Genomic DNA, 16,952 nt, shown 5'->3' on the forward strand with positions numbered 1-16,952 from the left:
TATCCCGTCTAACTAAGTAGAGTAAATACGTGAATTCTCATCCTTCTCATCTTCGTTTATTTACCAGCGAGTCTGTTACTGAAGGTCACCCCGATAAAATTTGTGACCAGATTTCAGACGCTATTCTTGATGCTCTTCTCACCGAAGACCCTCACGCAAACGTGGCTGTTGAAACCATGGTAACCACCGGTCAAGTGCATGTTGCCGGTGAGGTCACAACCACGGGGTACGTCGATATTCCCTCTATCGTGCGTAAGACCATCCTTGATATTGGATATAACTCTTCTACCCACGGTTTTGATGGTGAGTTCTGCGGTGTGTCGGTATCTATTGGTGAACAGTCTCCTGATATCAATGCTGGTGTTTATCATTCTCTGGAAACACGTACCGGTTCTGAAGATGAGCTAGACCGTCAAGGTGCAGGGGATCAAGGCATCATGTTTGGGTATGCCTCAAATGAGACTGAAGTACTCATGCCTGCTCCTATCTGGGTTGCTCACCGACTTTCTGAACAGCTTACGGCTGTACGTAAAAACGGGACTCTTGATCGGTTACGACCAGACGGAAAAACTCAAGTTACACTCGGTTATGATGGCAACACCCCTGTTTCGGTAGATACCGTTGTTGTTTCAACCCAACACACCAAAGACTATGATTTAGGTGAACTTGAAGCTGACATTCGTCAACATGTTATTTCTCCGGTACTGCAAGATTTAGATTTTGATAGTTCTCAGGCCAAAATTATTATCAACCCTGCCGGACAGTTCGTTCAGGGCGGCCCAGTTGGCGACGCGGGACTTACCGGACGAAAAATCATTGTTGACACATATGGCGGGTTTGCTCGCCACGGTGGAGGGGCATTCTCCGGGAAAGACCCTTCAAAAGTTGATCGTTCTGCCGCTTATGCAATGCGTTGGGTTGCAAAGAACGTTGTTGCTGCTGGTCTTGCAGATCGTGCAGAAGTTCAGGTTGCTTACGCCATTGGTAAGGCTTCTCCCGTTGGTCTATATGTTGAGACTTTTGGAACAGAAAAAGTAAATCCTGTGGTGATTGAACAAGCCATTCGTGAAGTCTTTGATTTACGACCTCTAGCTATTATCCGTGATTTGGAGCTTCGTCGCCCCATTTACGCAAAAACAGCTGCTCATGGTCATTTTGGCCGTGAAGAAGAAACTTTTACGTGGGAGAGAACAAATCGCGTAGAAGAATTACGCGCCGCAGCGAATCTCTAAATATACTAGGTTCTATGACGAACGTTTCTTCTGCAGGGTCCCTGCAAACAGATTTGTTTGCAGGGACCCTCAATATCACCGATATGATGGGTCAAGAGAATCCTCTTGCCCAGCAATTCCCTGTTGCTCGAGTGATATTAGAAACGGACGTCCCGCATCTTGACCGAGCTTTTGATTATTTAGTTCCTGAATCATTGGCTGAGACTGCTCAACCAGGAGTGAAAGTCAAAGTTCAGTTCAATGGTCAAAACTTGATGGGTTATATCGAATCTCGTCAAGATAGCACTGATTATGATGGCAATATGCGGTACATTGATCAGGTTATTTCGCCTGTTTCTTTAGTATCTCCAGAAATTTTTCAGTTAGCTGATACTCTTGCAGACCGTTACGCAAATGTTCTTCCTCATGTTTTACGTTTAGCAATTCCAACACGAGTGGTTGGGGTGGAAGAGAAATTTCTTAACCAGTCACCAGAGTTCTTTCATCGAACGACACCCCCTATCCACCTTAAAAAGGAGCTAAATACTGCTCTTTTTGAACCATATGACGGGGGATTAGAATTCCTTGAAGACGTTAGCTCTGCTGTACCTGCCCGAGCCGTTATGAATACTCTTCCTACTGCTTCAGCAGCGTGGGAAGATATTCTTGCTGTTGCTTTAGTAAGTACTATTGCATCTGGTCAAGGCGCCTTAGCTGTTGTTCCGGATAAGAAATCTTTAGAACGTCTGAGCGATGCGCTTTTAGAATACGTAGATGCAGACAGTTTTGTTCGTCTGACGGCACATGATAAGCCATCAGAGCGCTATCGTTCTTTCCTTAAGGTACGCTCGGGTGAAGTCTCGTTAGTAATTGGTACACGTTCAGCAGCATATGCTCCTGTTCATCGTCTTGGGTTAGTTGTGTGCTGGGACGATGGTGATGCTAACCATATAGAACAGCGAGCTCCGTATTGTCATGTGCGTGATGTTCTTACGTTAAGAGCTGTTCAAGAACAATGTGCAGCTCTTTTTGCCAGCTATTGTCTGAGCAGTGAGTCGGCTCGATTAGTTCGTACACGTTGGGCTAGTTTTTTGGGTGCTCACCGTGAGATTGTGCGTGCTTATGCTCCACGAGTTGTACCAGTAGGAGACGACTACCAGTTAGCACGTGATTCTTTAGCAGCTAAGGCTCGTATTCCTCATCTTGCCTTTGAGACAGCTCGCGCAGCGTTACAGAAGGGGCCAGTCTTAGTTCAAGTCGCACGTTCTGGGTATATCCCGTCGTTGTCATGTCAGCGTTGCAGAATGCCAGTTCGATGCCCTGAGTGTCATGGAAGCGTCTCCGTAACTGCTTCTGGTGCTATCCCAAATTGCACGTGGTGCGGACGTCTTATTCAACAATGGAGTTGCTCTGAGTGTGGTTCTCATACATGGCGAAGCAACGCTAAAGGTGTTTTACGTACGGCAGAAGAATTAGGAAGAGCGTTTCCGGGGGTTCCCATTATTTCTTCAGGCGGAGAACACATCCGAACTTCAGTAGGTTCTTCTGCCGCACTGGTGATTGCAACTTCTGGGGCAGAACCTGTAGCAGAGGGCGGTTATAGTGCCGCTTTATTGCTTGACGCAGATTCGATGTTACGTCGGGATTCTCTGCGTGCGCCAGAAATTGCTTTACGTTCTTGGTTCAATGCTTCAGCTTTAGTTCGTTCTGCAGCTGAAGGCGGAACCGTTATTTGTACGGCTTCTCAATCGAGGGCTTTAGAGTCTTTGGTTCGTTGGGATTCGCCAGCTTTTGCCCTTCGAGAGCTTTCAGAACGACAGGAGCTCTCTTTACCTCCGGCGGTTCGTACTGCAGCTATTACTGGCAGTGAACAGGCGGTAGAGTCTTTTGTCTCCTCGTTGTCTTTGCCAGAAGAGGTCATTGTTCGCGGACCCTTAGAGGTGCACGATCATAGTCTTTATTGGGCGGAAGAAGATCAAGAATCACATCAGTATCGAACTATTCTTTTCTTTAACTTTAGTATTGCACCAGAAGTGACTCATCATCTGCGCACGTCACGTGCTTCGCAATCTATACGTCAGTGTGAGCCTGTGCAGATTCGTTGCGATGGCCTTGATATTTTCTAGCCGTTAGCTCTTATGATGCTGGTTGCAAACCGTAAGTAGCTTTAGTGCTGATTTTTCCCAGGAGAAACGTTGTGCATCGCAGAGTCCATCGTGAACTACTTGCTGATAATACTGAGTATCTTCTAAAGCTCTAATAGCTTGAACAAATTCTTGCGGTTTTTCTGGGTTACAGTGCAACCCATGAGGGGCAATTTCATGGAATATTTCGATGTCACTGATGACGACGGGGCATCCTTGAGCTTGAGCTTCAACGACAGGTAACCCATATCCTTCGGCTCGGGATGCTGTGAGTAATGCGGTGCTTTGAGCGAGGAGACGCTGGTATTCTTCATCGCTCACTCCGTGACAAAACTCGATGTTGTCAGCAGCATATTTTTGTAGTTCTTGCTGACGGCGTTCGTTAATACGGGAGAGTAATAATAGTCGATACTCCGGTAGGTCTTTCATCGCTATCATGAGGGTTTCAACATTTTTATATTCCATAAAAGATCCCATATAGAGGAGAGTCTTTTGGCGGTGAGCGATACGTTCTTGTGCTTGTTCTTCGCTCACAATGCTGTCTGTGGCGGCAGCATTAGGAATGATGTGTAATGGTTTTTGTGTGAGTTGGTGCTGCCGAATTAGTTGAGCACTTGTCTGTGAAACTGTTACCACGGCGTCGGCACGGTTGAGGAGCAAACGTTGTGGCGTATAAGAACGGTGAAAGAGTTTCCAGCCCCATTGGATAGGACGAGGCAAAAAACTGGGGGGAGTTGGGTGCTCATAGTAGATGAGGTCATGCAGGGTGAGTATCAAACTGAATTTTCTACCCCAGCTCCCGATAGTTTGCATGGGAGAAAAAACTACATCTGGATGGTATCGGTTTAAGGTTCGTGCAATAAACGGTTCGCGAATACTTGTCGGAGATGATACGAGAATATAGTCCAAATCAGGGAGCATTTTAAGCTGTCTTCTATCGCTAATTGCCATGATGATCTCGAGGTTAGCGCATAGAGGGTGCTGTTCATCGTGAAGTTTTTTGAGAGCTTCAAGTAACGACGCAGTATAGCGGCTGATGCCGTCGTGAAAACCGTATCGGGTGTAACGGGCGTCAATAATGAGTCTCATGCGTTCTCTTCCATGATAAAACTCCGAATGAGTTGTGCAGCGTATCGAGGTGTCTCGTAATGAATTAGGTGACCGACCTCAGGGATAATATCGATTTTTCCTTGACGTATCTTCTGGTACATGAGGTGTTGTGTTTCGAGTGTACCCAAATCATCTTTTTCTGCAACAATCATGTGTACTGGTACAGGTACATGACCAATATATTCTGCGGCAGTGTGCTGTGTTGAGATTTTATAGGCCTCATAGACACTTTGGGCGCTGGCAAAGGAACCAAAATATAGGTGATGCTGAGTATTGATAAAAGATCGTAGTTGTGGCGTTTTTGTTTTCATCATGATTTCGCTCATGATGCGGGTGATGATTGTTGAACGGAGTAAAGGCACCCCTAAGAATGAGGGAAGGCGGGAACCTAACCAGTAGTACCCCTGAACGGCTAAGGTTAGCGCTTGAGCAGAACTTTTAAGCGGGCATTGGCTAATCGGGTTAATAAGAGATAGCTTTTTGACCTGTTGTGGGTATGTAGATGCGGTGTAGCTACAGATAATGGATCCGAAGCTGTGCCCGATGAGATAAATAGAACGTTGTTGATGGCTCAGAGAGAGCATCAGAGCATGTAACCATTGTCCGTAAGCATCAATGTTGTGTTGGCCAGAGGGGAAGGCTTCTGTTTTTCCGAATCCTGGTAAATCGGGGATGATGACACGGTATTCAGATAAAGACGAACCGATGAGCTCTAATCCGTGGTGGTCACCTCTAAAACCATGGATGAGAAGTAAGGGCTCTCCTTTGGGATTTCCGTATTCCCAGTACCAAGTAGATATTCCATTAATCGTGAGGTTTTGAGGTGTCCCATGGGGGTAGGAGTCGGGAGGAACTTCAAAAATATTTTGTTCGGTGACGCCCATGAGATACTACATCGCTTTCTGTCCAGTGTGCTCTTAAAAATTCTTGTACCTTTAAGACTATGGCAACAATAACTGATGGGCTGGTCATCTATAAGGTGTTTTCACGATAGACTAAAGATAATCTAAGAGCATTTAAAGTTTTGTCGCATGTGCATAACACACAGCACATTGAAGCTCATCGTACCGACGTTCAACAACCAAAGGAAATCGCTGTGTCAGCTGAGGTGAAAGCTACTAAAAACACGGAAAAGTCGTATGACTTCCGCGCTATTGAGCAAAAATGGCAGCCCTATTGGGAAGAAACTAAGATTTTTAACCTAACGGGTGATGAAGACCGAGAAAAACGGTACGTCCTCGATATGTTCCCTTATCCTTCTGGCGACCTTCATATGGGTCACGCAGAAGCTTTTGCTGTTGGCGATGTTACTTCTCGCTATTGGAAACAGCAGGGCTTTGAAGTTTTTCACCCTATTGGTTGGGATTCTTTTGGTCTGCCAGCAGAGAACGCTGCTATCAAGAACAATACCCACCCTCGTGAGTGGACGTATAAGAATATTGAGACTCAGGCTGAGTCTTTTAAACGCTACGGTATTATGGTGGATTGGAGCCGACGTATCCACACGTCAGACCCCGAATATTATCGTTGGACGCAATGGCTTTTCCAACAGTTTTACCGTAAAGGACTTGCCTATCGTAAGTTCTCACAGGTGAATTGGTGCCCTAAGGACCAGACTGTTCTCGCAAACGAGCAGGTCATTGATGGCGCATGCGAACGTTGTAAATCTGAGGTCACCAAGAAGTCTCTGAATCAGTGGTATTTCAAGATTACTGATTATGCTCAAGAGCTTCTGGACGATATGGAACAAATCAGAGGCCATTGGCCAGATCGTGTTTTGGCCATGCAGAAGAACTGGATTGGTCGCTCTGAAGGCGCAGAAATTCGTTTTGATATTGAAGCAGGCGGAGGGAAAGATCAAACCTCCATTAATGTTTTCAGCACTCGCCCAGATACTCTATACGGTGCGACCTTCTTCGTCGTTGCTGCAGATTCTGAGCTTGCTCTAGAAATCATTGCAGAAGACCAGCAAGAAGCTCTAGAAGAATACCGTGAACAGATTAAAGCTCTTTCTGATATTGATCGTCAGTCTACAGAGCGCAAGAAGACTGGTATCTTCACGGGACGATACGCAGTTAACCCGTTGACGGGAAAGAAACTTCCTATTTGGGCTTCCGATTATGTTCTTGCAGATTATGGAACCGGCGCAATTATGGCTGTTCCGGCTCATGATCAACGTGACCTTGAATTTGCGAAGGCCTTTGACCTTCCCATCGTAACGGTGGTGGACACGGGAGAAGAAGACCCAGCTACTTCAGGTGTCGCTACCACCGGCGACGGAAAACTTATCAATTCTGGCGAGCTTACTGGGCTTGATAAGGCCGAAGCTATCAAGAAGGCTATCGAGATGATTGAGGCTGCTGGAACGGGCGAGGGTAAAGTCATTTACCGTCTACGTGACTGGTTGCTATCTCGTCAGCGTTTCTGGGGCACTCCTATTCCTATTATTCATTGTGATGACTGTGGGGAAGTTCTTGTTCCAGAGGATCAGCTTCCTGTTCGTTTGCCAGAAGACCTCAAGGGTGATGAACTTGCACCTAAAGGTCAGTCTCCTCTAGCGGCAGCCGAGCAGTGGAATACTGTAGACTGCCCACAATGTGGCAAGAGCGCTAAACGTGATTCTGATACGATGGACACCTTTGTGGATTCTTCGTGGTATTTCCTACGTTACCTCTCACCGGATGAAGATAAAGCACCTTTTAATAAGGAAGACGTCCAGCAGTGGGGCTCGGTTGATATGTATATCGGCGGTGTAGAGCACGCAATTTTGCATCTACTGTATGCACGTTTCTTCACCAAGGTCATTCGCGATTTGGGCATGATTGATTTTGATGAGCCTTTTGCCTCTTTGATGAATCAGGGACAGGTTCTCAACCAAGGTAAAGCCATGTCTAAGTCTTTGGGCAATGGTGTAAACCTTGGTGAACAGCTCGATACATTCGGTGTCGATGCTGTTCGTACAACCATGATTTTTGCTTCTCCACCAGAAGATGATATTGACTGGGCGGATGTCTCTCCCGGTGGTGCACAGAAGTTTTTGGCTCGTGCATGGCGTATTGCCGCGGATGTTACTTCAGACCCTGGTATTGATTATCAGAGCGGAGATAAAGATTTACGGTACTTCGTACACCGCACGGTTCGTGATGCTACCGAGAATATCGAGAGCGGTAGATTCAACGTCATGGTTGCAAAGACCATGGAATTAGTGAACGCGACCCGTAAGGTCATTGACTCCGGCGTAGGTCCGGCTGATCCTGCAGTTCGTGAAGCAGCTGAAACTATTGCTATTTTGCTTTCTTTGTATGCACCATATACGGCAGAAGATATGTGGCATATTTTAGGTCATGATGCTCCCGTACTGACTGCCGGTTGGCCACAGGTCGATGAGTCATTACTTGCTGATGAGATGGTGACTGCTATCGTCCAGATTAAGGGTAAAGTCAAAGAGCGTTTTGAGGTCTCTCCACAAATTAGTGAAGAAGAACTACAACAGATGGCTTTGAACTCGGAGACGATTCAACGTCTTATCGGTGATTCTCAGGTTGTTAAGGTGATTGTTCGAGCACCTAAGCTCGTCAATATCGTTACCGCTTAGTAGAGTGACCTATGTGGGTGTGAAAGTATAACTTTCACACCCACATACGTTTTAAGTTCTAGGGAGGCACAAGGAGTATGGTCCGTCGTATTGCTATTGTGACAGATTCGTCATCGGCTTTAGATGAACGTACCCTTCGTCATCTCATGGGCTATGGCGGTTTTGCAATGGTTCCCTTAGATGTCTTTATTGATGATCAGCGAGTTTCTGAGAGGTTTGCACCGTCAGATAAACATTCTGTGCAGGAACAAGAAGCCGTAGTTCTTGCTCATGTTTTAGGGCAAAAAGTGCATACCTCAGCTCCCTCCCCAGAACGTTTTCGACGTGTTTATGAGGCTTTTGCGTACCAAGGTTATGAGGCTATTATCTCTTTGCATCTGTCTCGTCATCTTTCAAGTGCGTATTCTTTTGCGTGTACGGCTGCTACACATAGCCCAATCCCTGTGTACGTCATCGACTCGCAAACTGTGGGCATGGCATTAGGCCATGTTGTCTCGTATCTGCACACGATGGTTTCTCAAGGTTTTAGTGCTTCTGAACTATCTCAAGTAGCAGTGGAAATGCTTGAAAATACGGATATCTTTTTCTATGTTCCAACTCTTGATGCTTTATGCCGTAGTGGGAGAGTTCATCCAGCGCTTGCGAGAGTGGGACAGATGTTGCAGGTTCGTCCGGTTGGGAGCATTCGTGAGGGCAGGTTGATGTATCTTCATCGCCCTCGGTCTTTGGAGCGAGCGCAAGCTCTTTTAGCAGAGGTCGTGTGTGAACGTGCTGCTTGTAAAAAGGTGGAGAACTATCAGCTTGAACATGTGGCTACACCTGTTCCGACAGGAAGTATTGTTGCCGTTCATTATTGTGCTCAGGAGTTGGAAGCTCGGCGTTGGGCTTCTTCTTATCATATTGATCCAGATTTTTTTGTTCCGTTGCCTACGGTTCTTGCTGCTCATGCGGGGTTAGGTGCTGTGGCGGTTGTAGTGTATTAGTGACGATATTGGTGCACCAGATATTGTGAATAGATAGATATTTCTGGAGTGTTATCCACATTTTTCTATCAAGTCAGCGGTCTGATGTGTGATTTTTTAAACTCAGTTCTATGAAAAGTTTTTCTGGTTCGTCGTTTCGAAACTCATACGCTGAGGTTGATTCATGTTCGTCAGAATCTGCCCCTATGCATCGGCTTTATCGTGCCCGTCATATTGATGGTGGGGAACGTTCTATAAGCCTGTACGAGGAGCTGGGCGAGCCTGATATCGACGCTCACGAACATTATGGTCAGCAAGTTTTAAGGTGGAAAGTTCCTTGGAGCATCGTCGTTGTTTTAGCTATTGTCTTGGCGGTTCTTGGTGCTTGGGTGTTCTTTTCGTCCTCATCTGATGAGGTATTGTTTCCAGAAAAAGAAGTTTCGTCCCATCCAACCGATTTTTCGGTAGAAGAGCTTTCGGGAAGTAGTCCTTCTGCGCTTTCAGTTTCCTCGGTGTGGGTTCATGTCGTGGGTGCGGTGAAGTCTCCGGGGCTCTATGAACTTCCTGACCAGAGTCGTGTGGCTGATGCTATTTCAGCAGCTCAGGGGTTGGTAGAAGACGCGAATTCAGATTCTATTAATTTGGCGTCGAAAGTCTCTGATGGGCAGCAGATACGTGTTCTTTTTCAGGGGCAGAGTAGCGATATGTTCTCAGAGACGTCGACGTCTCATCGTCAAGTTGATGGTATTTCATCGTCTCTAGTGAATATTAATACAGCCTCTGCTGAGGAGTTAGAGACTCTTCCTCGAGTTGGTCCAGCCACGGCACAAAAAATTATTGAGTTTCGGCAGGCTCATGGAGGTTTTCGTGATGTTACTGAATTAGAAAGTGTCTCAGGTATCGGACCGGCACTTCTTGAACGGTTGCGGCCCTTAGTGCGAGTTTAGTGATGATATCTCGTATTCGTGTGAGTTCTTCATACCATGATTTTCGATTAGTTTTAGCTGCATTTTTCATATGGGTTTATACGTTGATGACTTATGCAGGGTTTGGATTATCGAATAATGTTCTTGTTGTCGGTGGAGGTGTGTTGTGTTCTCTTATATGGGGCTTCTTTTTAGGTCCACAGCGTTTCAGGGTGTTCTTCTCTATATGTTTGACTTTATCTAGTGTGTTTTTGGCTGTTTGTTGTCAGGGACTAAACCTATCTTCCAGAGATATTACACGTTCGGTTCATGTTCTTGAGCAGCTTGAGGGGAGTTCTGCACGTTTTTGGGGAAGTGTTCAGCGTTCTTCCCAGATAGCTTCACACCGTTATGTGGTGTACCTCCATGCGGAGAAAGTTTTTCATCCTTCGTTAAAGCACGTTAAATCTTTGAATCTTCCTATGACCTTCTTCTCCTCAAAGAGGTTTGAGGAGGGGACGTTTGTAAAGGTTATTGGTGTTCCAGAAAATTCCATACCGCAATTTCAGTTAAGTTCGGTTAAGGTGTACCCGTTATCGAAAGGTAGCTCTTCTTTCCTTAAGGAATCTCAGGAGAGACTTTCACATTATGCCTCGTCTAGAGTCGGCCCAGCAGAGGGATCTTTAATTTTGGGATTGGGTTATGGGGATGATAGTCAGCTTCCCGCACAGAATCGTCGAGAGTTTCGAGTTGCTGGGTTAACACATTTAACTGCTGTTTCAGGGGCAAATATTGCGTTTATTTTTGTGCTATTTTATCGATTTTTAACGTATTTTAGGTTTGTGCGTTCTTATAGTATTTTCGTTGCTTCTATGGCGACGTTCTTTTATGCTGCCGTAGTAGGTTGGGAAGATTCGGTACTCAGGGCATGGGTTATGGGTGTACTTGGGGCATATACCGTATTGCGGGGGAGTATGAAGTATTCGTTGCATCTTTTGTCGTTGAGCGTCATCGTTCTTTTAGTGTATGCTCCTGAGCTATCAGTCAGTGTGGGGTTTTCTCTTTCTGTTATCTCATCTAGTGCACTCATAGTATTTGCACCTATTCTGGTTAATATCTTGTCGTGGCATCTTCCTTTATGGTTGTCTGAACTTTTGGCGATTCCTTTAGCAGCTTCATTATGGTGTGCGCCGTTGCTTGTTCTTTTGACGCAAAAAATTACACCATATACGGTTCTTGCAAATATGTTTGCCAGTATCTGTGTTCTTCCGTTAAGTGTCGTGGGGTTATTAGTCTTATGTTGTTGGTTATGTCGATGGTTTTGGGTTGTTGATATGCTGCTACAGATAGGTTGGTTCCCTGCTCATGTATTAGTGTTGATTGCACGGGGTATTACCAGCTTGCCGTTTAGTTCTCTTGAAGTTCCCTCTGGTATGTTGAGCGTGATAATTACGCTAGGAGCTGTTATGCTTCTAACCTTTATTTCGTTCTTTGTGATGTTGTTTAAAGAAAAGTCTTCAGGTACTTCTGTGAGAAAATAAGTTTTATCTTTTGGTCACGTTGAAAGGCACATTTTATGGCGAGGAAGACTCGTTCATCTTCTACTAATTCTGCAGTATCGTGGCGGTCAGCTCAGGTAGCGCCAGCAACGTTGTTATGGGGTAGTGAAGAATATTTTATTTCGCGTGCAAAGACACGGATTCGTGCGCAGTTTATGAAGCATTATCCAGATGCTGATCGAGTAGAGATTTCGGCAAAGGACTATCGGCGAGGGGAACTCGCTGCAGCTGCTAGTCCGTCATTGTTTAGTACTTCAAAAATTATTGAGGTCGATCAGCTTTCTTCGATGAGCGAGGACTTTCTTCATGATGTGATGGATTATCTTCAACGTCCTGAGACTCATATAGCAATGGTGTTGTCTCATAATGCTTCGAACAGCAGGGGGAAGAAATTAGTTGATTTTTTCCGTGCTTCGGAGTCTTTTCCTCTGGTGGAGTGTAAACCTCTCAAGACAGACCGTGAGAAGTTAGAGTTTGTCTCTCAGGAGTTTAAAGATCATCGAAAAACTATTGAGGCTAAAGCAGTTCAGCTTCTGGTAGCGGCTACTGGTGCTGATACAGCAGAGTTAGCTTCTGCCTGTTCTCAGCTAATGAGCGACGCTCCTGATGTTGTTACTGAAGAACTTGTTCATAAGTATTATGGGGGAAGAACAGAGGTAACAGCTTTTAAAGTTTCTGACGCTGTGGTCTCTGGTAATAGTCGGTTAGCGTTGAGGCTTTTACGTCATGCCTTAGCAACCGGTGTAGATCCTATACCTCTTGTCGGGGCTTTAGCTGCTCGTATGCGTCATATTGCTAGAGTCTATGGAAGTCGTGGGAATGCTGCAGCGTTAGCGGCAGAACTCAAGATGGCTCCGTGGCAGGTTGAGCAGGCTCAACGTGATTCGCGACGTTTTTCAGAGCAAGATTTGGCGGAAATTTTTCGTGTCTTAGCAGAAGTTGATGCCCAGCTTAAAGGGGAGAGTACCGACCCCTTATTTGCGCTTGAAAAGGCAATTCTTACGATGAGTCGTTCATAACGACTCCGGTATAGTCTTTGGATATGAGTAGTCCCCGGTAAGTTAACTTACCGGGGACTACTCATCACTTCACTAATAGACAATTACCGTCCGAGAACGATAAGTGAAATTAGGAAAGCTTATTTACTCGTACAGCAAGACCTGATTTCTTGTTAGCAGCGGTCTTTTTGTGAAGAACGCCCTTAGAAACAGCCTTGTCCAGTTTGCGGCTTGCAAAACGAAGTGCAGCAGTTGCTTCTTCTACGTTCTGCGCCTCAACAGCTTCGTTAACCTTGCGGATAGCGGTCTTTAGCTCAGACTTGTAAGCGTTGTTACGAAGGCGAGCCTTCTCGTTGGTGAGGATGCGCTTTTTCTGGGACTTAATATTAGCCACGATTAAAACTTTCTTTTTTGTCTAATTGGTCGGTGAGGGCTACGCTGATCGATCATCGACTGAGCGGCGTGGGGATGCCTATGGCAACCGATCAGCAGTGCCCGATGACCATCGGACACACATAGGAAACTCTAGCAGAAACTTATGGCAGAGTCAGTAGAGTTATTCCCCACATTTACCGTGTTGTTTGAGAATCCTCTCACGCACTACGATGGGCTAATGCTTGATGAATGCGATTAAAAGTGGTTTTATCCATCACTGCACCCTCTCGACGCATATCTGCTGGGTTTACTCGAATAATTCTATCGAGCTTCACTTCAGAGGCACGTCCGCTTTTATCCCAAGACCCTGAGCCGATGTCCATATAGTTTCGATCTCGATGAGTTGAGTTGGTATGGTCTTTACTTGTTAGCATCAAAGCTAATAAGTATTGTCCATCTCTTCCAATGAGAATGACGGGGCGGTCTTTTCCTCGAGTGTGGTCTTCTTCATAAGGCACCCACGTCCACACCACTTCACCGGGGTCTGGCTCTCCGTCAAGATGGGGAGAATATTCAAAATGTACAGGGCCACGATAATCACCGGGGTATCGAGCCGCAAAATCTTCACGACGGGTTGTGTCGCTACCAGAGCTTCGACGAGGTGCAGAATCTGCTGGTCCTTGCTGAATTTTCTGGAATTCTCGGTAGGCTCTCTGAGCAAGACTAATGATACGGCGCACCGTTGAAATATTAAACTTCATTCCCTTAACATAACTGTTTTGACCATCGTTGTCTGCTTGTTATTGAGATTACCGCCATTATCTTCAGTGTTTATCACGTCTTAGACAGCAGAAAAACAGAAAACATGGGAAACTAGATATTTGATGATCATATTATTCGCAGGTTTCTGCGGCTGAAAGGAATGCCCTACGTGTCACCTCTAGCTGCCAATGCTCCCGTTCCCGCGGCAACATCACCAGAAATTATTCGTAATTTCTGCATTATTGCTCATATTGATCACGGGAAATCTACGTTGGCTGACCGCATGCTTCAAGCAACCGGCGTTGTTACACCGCGCGATATGAAAGCACAGTACCTTGACCGCATGGACATTGAACGCGAACGGGGAATCACCATCAAGTCACAGGCCGTTCGCATGCCCTGGGAAGTTGATGGCACGGCCTACGCTTTGAACATGATTGACACCCCCGGTCACGTTGACTTCACCTATGAGGTATCTCGCTCTCTGGCAGCATGCGAAGGTGCATTACTGCTTGTCGACGCCGCTCAAGGAATTGAAGCGCAGACACTCGCTAACCTATATCTAGCGATGGAAAACGAACTAACAATTATTCCAGTTCTCAACAAAATTGATTTGCCAGCTGCTATGCCTGATAAATACGCTGAAGAGCTAGCAAATCTTATTGGAGTTGAACCAGAAGATGTTTTACGAGTCTCTGGTAAGACGGGAGAAGGCGTTGAAGAACTTCTTGACCGCATTGTTGAGCTGATTCCTGCCCCTCAAGGCTCCGCTGAGGCACCAGCACGCGCCATGATTTTTGATTCGGTTTACGATTCTTATCGAGGAGTCGTCACCTATGTTCGTGTAGTTGACGGAAAGCTAAGCCCTCGTCAAAAAATTAAAATGATGTCTACCGGCGCAGAACACGACCTATTAGAAATTGGTGTTATTTCTCCAGAGCCTATCCCGTCGAAAGGTCTTGGAGTCGGAGAGGTCGGGTATCTTATTACCGGTGTGAAAGATGTACGCCAGTCTCGCGTCGGTGATACCGTTACGTCCTCTCACCATCCAGCTGAAGACTCTCTTGGAGGATATGAAGACCCCAAACCGATGGTTTTTTCGGGGCTGTTCCCTATTGATGGTTCTGACTATCCGGCGCTTCGAGATGCTCTTGATAAGCTCAAGCTCAACGATGCGGCATTAGTTTATGAGCCAGAAACCTCCGCCGCGTTGGGCTTTGGCTTCCGTTGCGGATTCTTAGGTCTTCTACACCTTGAAATTGTGCGTGAACGCCTCGAACGAGAGTTTAATCTAGACCTCATCTCTACCGCGCCTAACGTTATCTACGATGTAGTTGATGAATCCGGAACTTCTCGACGGGTGACAAACCCCAGCGAATTTCCCGAAGGAAAAGTAGCACTGATTAAGGAACCTATGGTTGCTTGTACGATTATTGCTCCCAGCGAGTTTATCGGTGCAATCATGGAGCTTTGCCAATCACGACGTGGCATCATGGGTGGGATGGACTACCTATCTCAAGATCGTGTTGAGCTACGGTACCGTATTCCTCTTGCAGAAATTGTTTTTGATTTCTTTGATCAGCTCAAATCACGTACCCGTGGTTATGCGTCCCTCGACTGGAAATTTGACGGGGAAGAAGAAGCTGATTTGGTGAAGGTCGATATTCTCTTACAAGGTGAGAAAGTAGATGCGTTCTCTGCTATCACGCACCGAGATAAGGCTTATTCTTATGGTGTGATGATGACAGGAAAACTACGAACACTGATTCCTCGTCAACAATTTGAGGTACCTATTCAAGCCGCGATTGGTTCTCGTATTATTGCTCGTGAGAACATTCGTGCTATCCGTAAAGATGTTCTCTCCAAATGCTATGGTGGCGATATTTCTCGTAAACGTAAGCTTTTGGAGAAGCAAAAAGAGGGTAAGAAACGTATGAAGATGGTCGGCAGGGTAGAGGTCCCACAGGAAGCGTTCATTGCGGCTCTATCCTCAACTGAAGAAGCTAAGGACAAGTCTAAGAAGTGACCCCTCCGGCGCAACCTTTAGGTATTCCTGCTCCTAGTGATGGAATGATACCCGCCGAATCTGTTGCAGCTAGTAAGCATCAAGAGTTCAGTCTGTACGTTCACGTACCTTTTTGTTCTATCCGATGTGGCTATTGTGACTTTAACACCTACGCTACCGAAGATTTTGGGCAAGGTGTCGGTTTAGCTACGTATGCAAACGACGCTATAGCAGAGTTAGACTTTGCTCAGCGGGTCTTAACAGGTTCAGGGGCTCCGGAACGTCCGATGAATACGGTATTTTTTGGGGGAGGGACACCCACAAAATTACCAGTAGCAGATTTAGTGAAAATATTACGTCACGCTGTCGAACTTTTTGGTTTATCTCCGGAGGCTGAGGTTACGACTGAGGCTAATCCGGATTCTGTATCAGAAAAAGATTTCGCGGTGCTTGCTTCAGGCGGGTTTACGCGTGTTTCTATTGGGATGCAGTCAGTTGTCCCTGAAGTTCTTTCGGTTCTTGAACGAACTCATACGCCAGAGAATGTTCCGAAAGTTGTTTCGTGGGCTTCTCACGAGGGATTACAGACTTCTGTTGATTTGATTTATGGTTCTCCTGGTGAGACGCTCGAACAGTGGAGACGTTCTGTAGAAGCTGCAATTAGTTACGAGCCTGACCATATTTCTGCGTATTCGCTCATTGTTGAAGATGGCACAAAACTTGCTGCTCAGATTCGTCGAGGCAAGTATCATATGCCAGATGAAGACCTGATGGCAGATATGTATCTTTTGGCAGAAGAACTACTCACAGAGGCCGGATACCACTGGTATGAGGTCTCTAATTATGCAAAGGCACCACGCTATCGGAGTACTCATAACTATTCGTATTGGCGTAACCAAGATTGGTGGGGAATTGGCCCTGGTGCACATTCTCATATTGCTGGTACACGCTGGTGGAATGTTAAACATCCCGTAACCTACGCGCATCGTCTTCGGCAAGGAGATTCACCGGCAGCAGCTCGTGAAATTCTTGATCAAAAGACGCAGTTTTTTGAAAAGGTGATGTTGGAGCTCCGTACTGTTGATGGTATTCCCTATGAGACGTTATCCAAAGTTCATGGTACTGAAATTCTCAACCGGAAGCTTCGGTGGCTGCAAAATCAGGGACTTATTGACGATGAGCAGCTTAAACGCGGTGTTGTGGGGCTGACTCTTCAGGGGCGTTTATTAGGCGATGCAGTCACCAGAGAACTGCTTCCAGAATAATTTTTTTGCTTTCGAGGTGTTCTGATAAAACTGTGGGTGGTGTGCATCGCTTATAAGCGAT

The 16,952-nt window shown here is 46.0% G+C and carries 13 protein-coding genes; 9 read left to right on the top strand and 4 right to left on the bottom strand.

From position 1 onward, the window contains the following. Positions 1-29: 29 nt before the first annotated feature. Positions 30-1,232: a methionine adenosyltransferase gene (metK, locus tag ACN08X_RS03195; RefSeq protein ID WP_419101680.1), complete on the top strand. Its 1,203-nt coding sequence runs from the start codon at positions 30-32 to the stop codon at positions 1,230-1,232. Between the two features lie 14 nt (positions 1,233-1,246). Beyond that, entirely contained in the window at positions 1,247-3,337 is a 2,091-nt protein-coding gene (locus ACN08X_RS03200; protein WP_419107868.1) for a primosomal protein N', read from the top strand. Positions 3,338-3,340: 3 nt separating this feature from the next. Here the strand turns inward: ACN08X_RS03200 and ACN08X_RS03205 are convergent, their stop codons facing one another. Both ACN08X_RS03205 and ACN08X_RS03210 read right to left on the bottom strand, forming a co-directional pair. Continuing rightward, positions 3,341-4,444 carry a glycosyltransferase family 4 protein gene (locus ACN08X_RS03205; protein ID WP_419101682.1) on the bottom strand — a complete coding sequence of 368 codons (1,104 nt, stop codon included), beginning with the start codon at positions 4,442-4,444 and terminating at the stop codon, positions 3,341-3,343. Continuing rightward, positions 4,441-5,349 (bottom strand): alpha/beta fold hydrolase, encoded by a 909-nt coding sequence (locus ACN08X_RS03210; RefSeq protein ID WP_419107869.1) that lies wholly within the window; start codon positions 5,347-5,349, stop codon positions 4,441-4,443. Before ACN08X_RS03210 ends, ACN08X_RS03205 begins: the two co-directional genes overlap by 4 nt. A 167-nt stretch (positions 5,350-5,516) precedes the next feature. On the opposite strand from ACN08X_RS03210, the gene leuS reads away from it, so the two are divergent. The 5 genes from leuS to holA all read left to right on the top strand — a co-directional run bounded on the left by leuS (position 5,517) and on the right by holA (position 12,505). Continuing rightward, on the top strand, positions 5,517-8,060 hold the full coding sequence (leuS, locus tag ACN08X_RS03215) for a leucine--tRNA ligase (RefSeq protein WP_419101936.1): 2,544 nt from the start codon (positions 5,517-5,519) through the stop codon (positions 8,058-8,060). A 77-nt stretch (positions 8,061-8,137) separates the two neighbouring features. Next, the gene (locus ACN08X_RS03220; RefSeq protein WP_419106522.1) at positions 8,138-9,043 is read left to right on the top strand and encodes a DegV family protein; all 906 of its coding nucleotides are present in this window, start codon (positions 8,138-8,140) and stop codon (positions 9,041-9,043) included. Positions 9,044-9,153: 110 nt separating this feature from the next. After that, positions 9,154-9,969: a helix-hairpin-helix domain-containing protein gene (locus ACN08X_RS03225; protein WP_419107870.1), complete on the top strand. Its 816-nt coding sequence runs from the start codon at positions 9,154-9,156 to the stop codon at positions 9,967-9,969. A gap of 440 nt (positions 9,970-10,409) precedes the next feature. Further along, positions 10,410-11,468, top strand: coding sequence for a ComEC/Rec2 family competence protein (locus ACN08X_RS03230; protein ID WP_419107931.1), 1,059 nt, complete (start codon positions 10,410-10,412; stop codon positions 11,466-11,468). Positions 11,469-11,503: 35 nt separating this feature from the next. Beyond that, entirely contained in the window at positions 11,504-12,505 is a 1,002-nt protein-coding gene (gene holA / locus ACN08X_RS03235) for a DNA polymerase III subunit delta (RefSeq protein WP_419101687.1), read from the top strand. Between the two features lie 109 nt (positions 12,506-12,614). Here the strand turns inward: holA and rpsT are convergent, their stop codons facing one another. Together rpsT and ACN08X_RS03245 are read right to left on the bottom strand one after the other, a co-directional pair. Continuing rightward, positions 12,615-12,878, bottom strand: coding sequence for a 30S ribosomal protein S20 (gene rpsT, locus ACN08X_RS03240; RefSeq protein ID WP_419101688.1), 264 nt, complete (start codon positions 12,876-12,878; stop codon positions 12,615-12,617). 199 nt (positions 12,879-13,077) lie between these two features. After that, on the bottom strand, positions 13,078-13,620 hold the full coding sequence (locus tag ACN08X_RS03245; protein WP_419107871.1) for a type II toxin-antitoxin system PemK/MazF family toxin: 543 nt from the start codon (positions 13,618-13,620) through the stop codon (positions 13,078-13,080). A gap of 170 nt (positions 13,621-13,790) precedes the next feature. Here ACN08X_RS03245 and lepA point away from each other — a divergent pair, with 170 nt between their 5' ends. Further along, the gene (lepA, locus tag ACN08X_RS03250) at positions 13,791-15,647 is read left to right on the top strand and encodes a translation elongation factor 4 (RefSeq protein WP_419101690.1); all 1,857 of its coding nucleotides are present in this window, start codon (positions 13,791-13,793) and stop codon (positions 15,645-15,647) included. Between the two features lie 44 nt (positions 15,648-15,691). Continuing rightward, positions 15,692-16,891: a radical SAM family heme chaperone HemW gene (gene hemW, locus ACN08X_RS03255; protein ID WP_419107932.1), complete on the top strand. Its 1,200-nt coding sequence runs from the start codon at positions 15,692-15,694 to the stop codon at positions 16,889-16,891. Positions 16,892-16,952 lie beyond the last annotated feature (61 nt).

Origin of the sequence: Rothia sp. P6271, assembly GCF_048512995.1 — a bacterium.
Lineage (GTDB): Bacteria > Actinomycetota > Actinomycetes > Actinomycetales > Micrococcaceae > Rothia.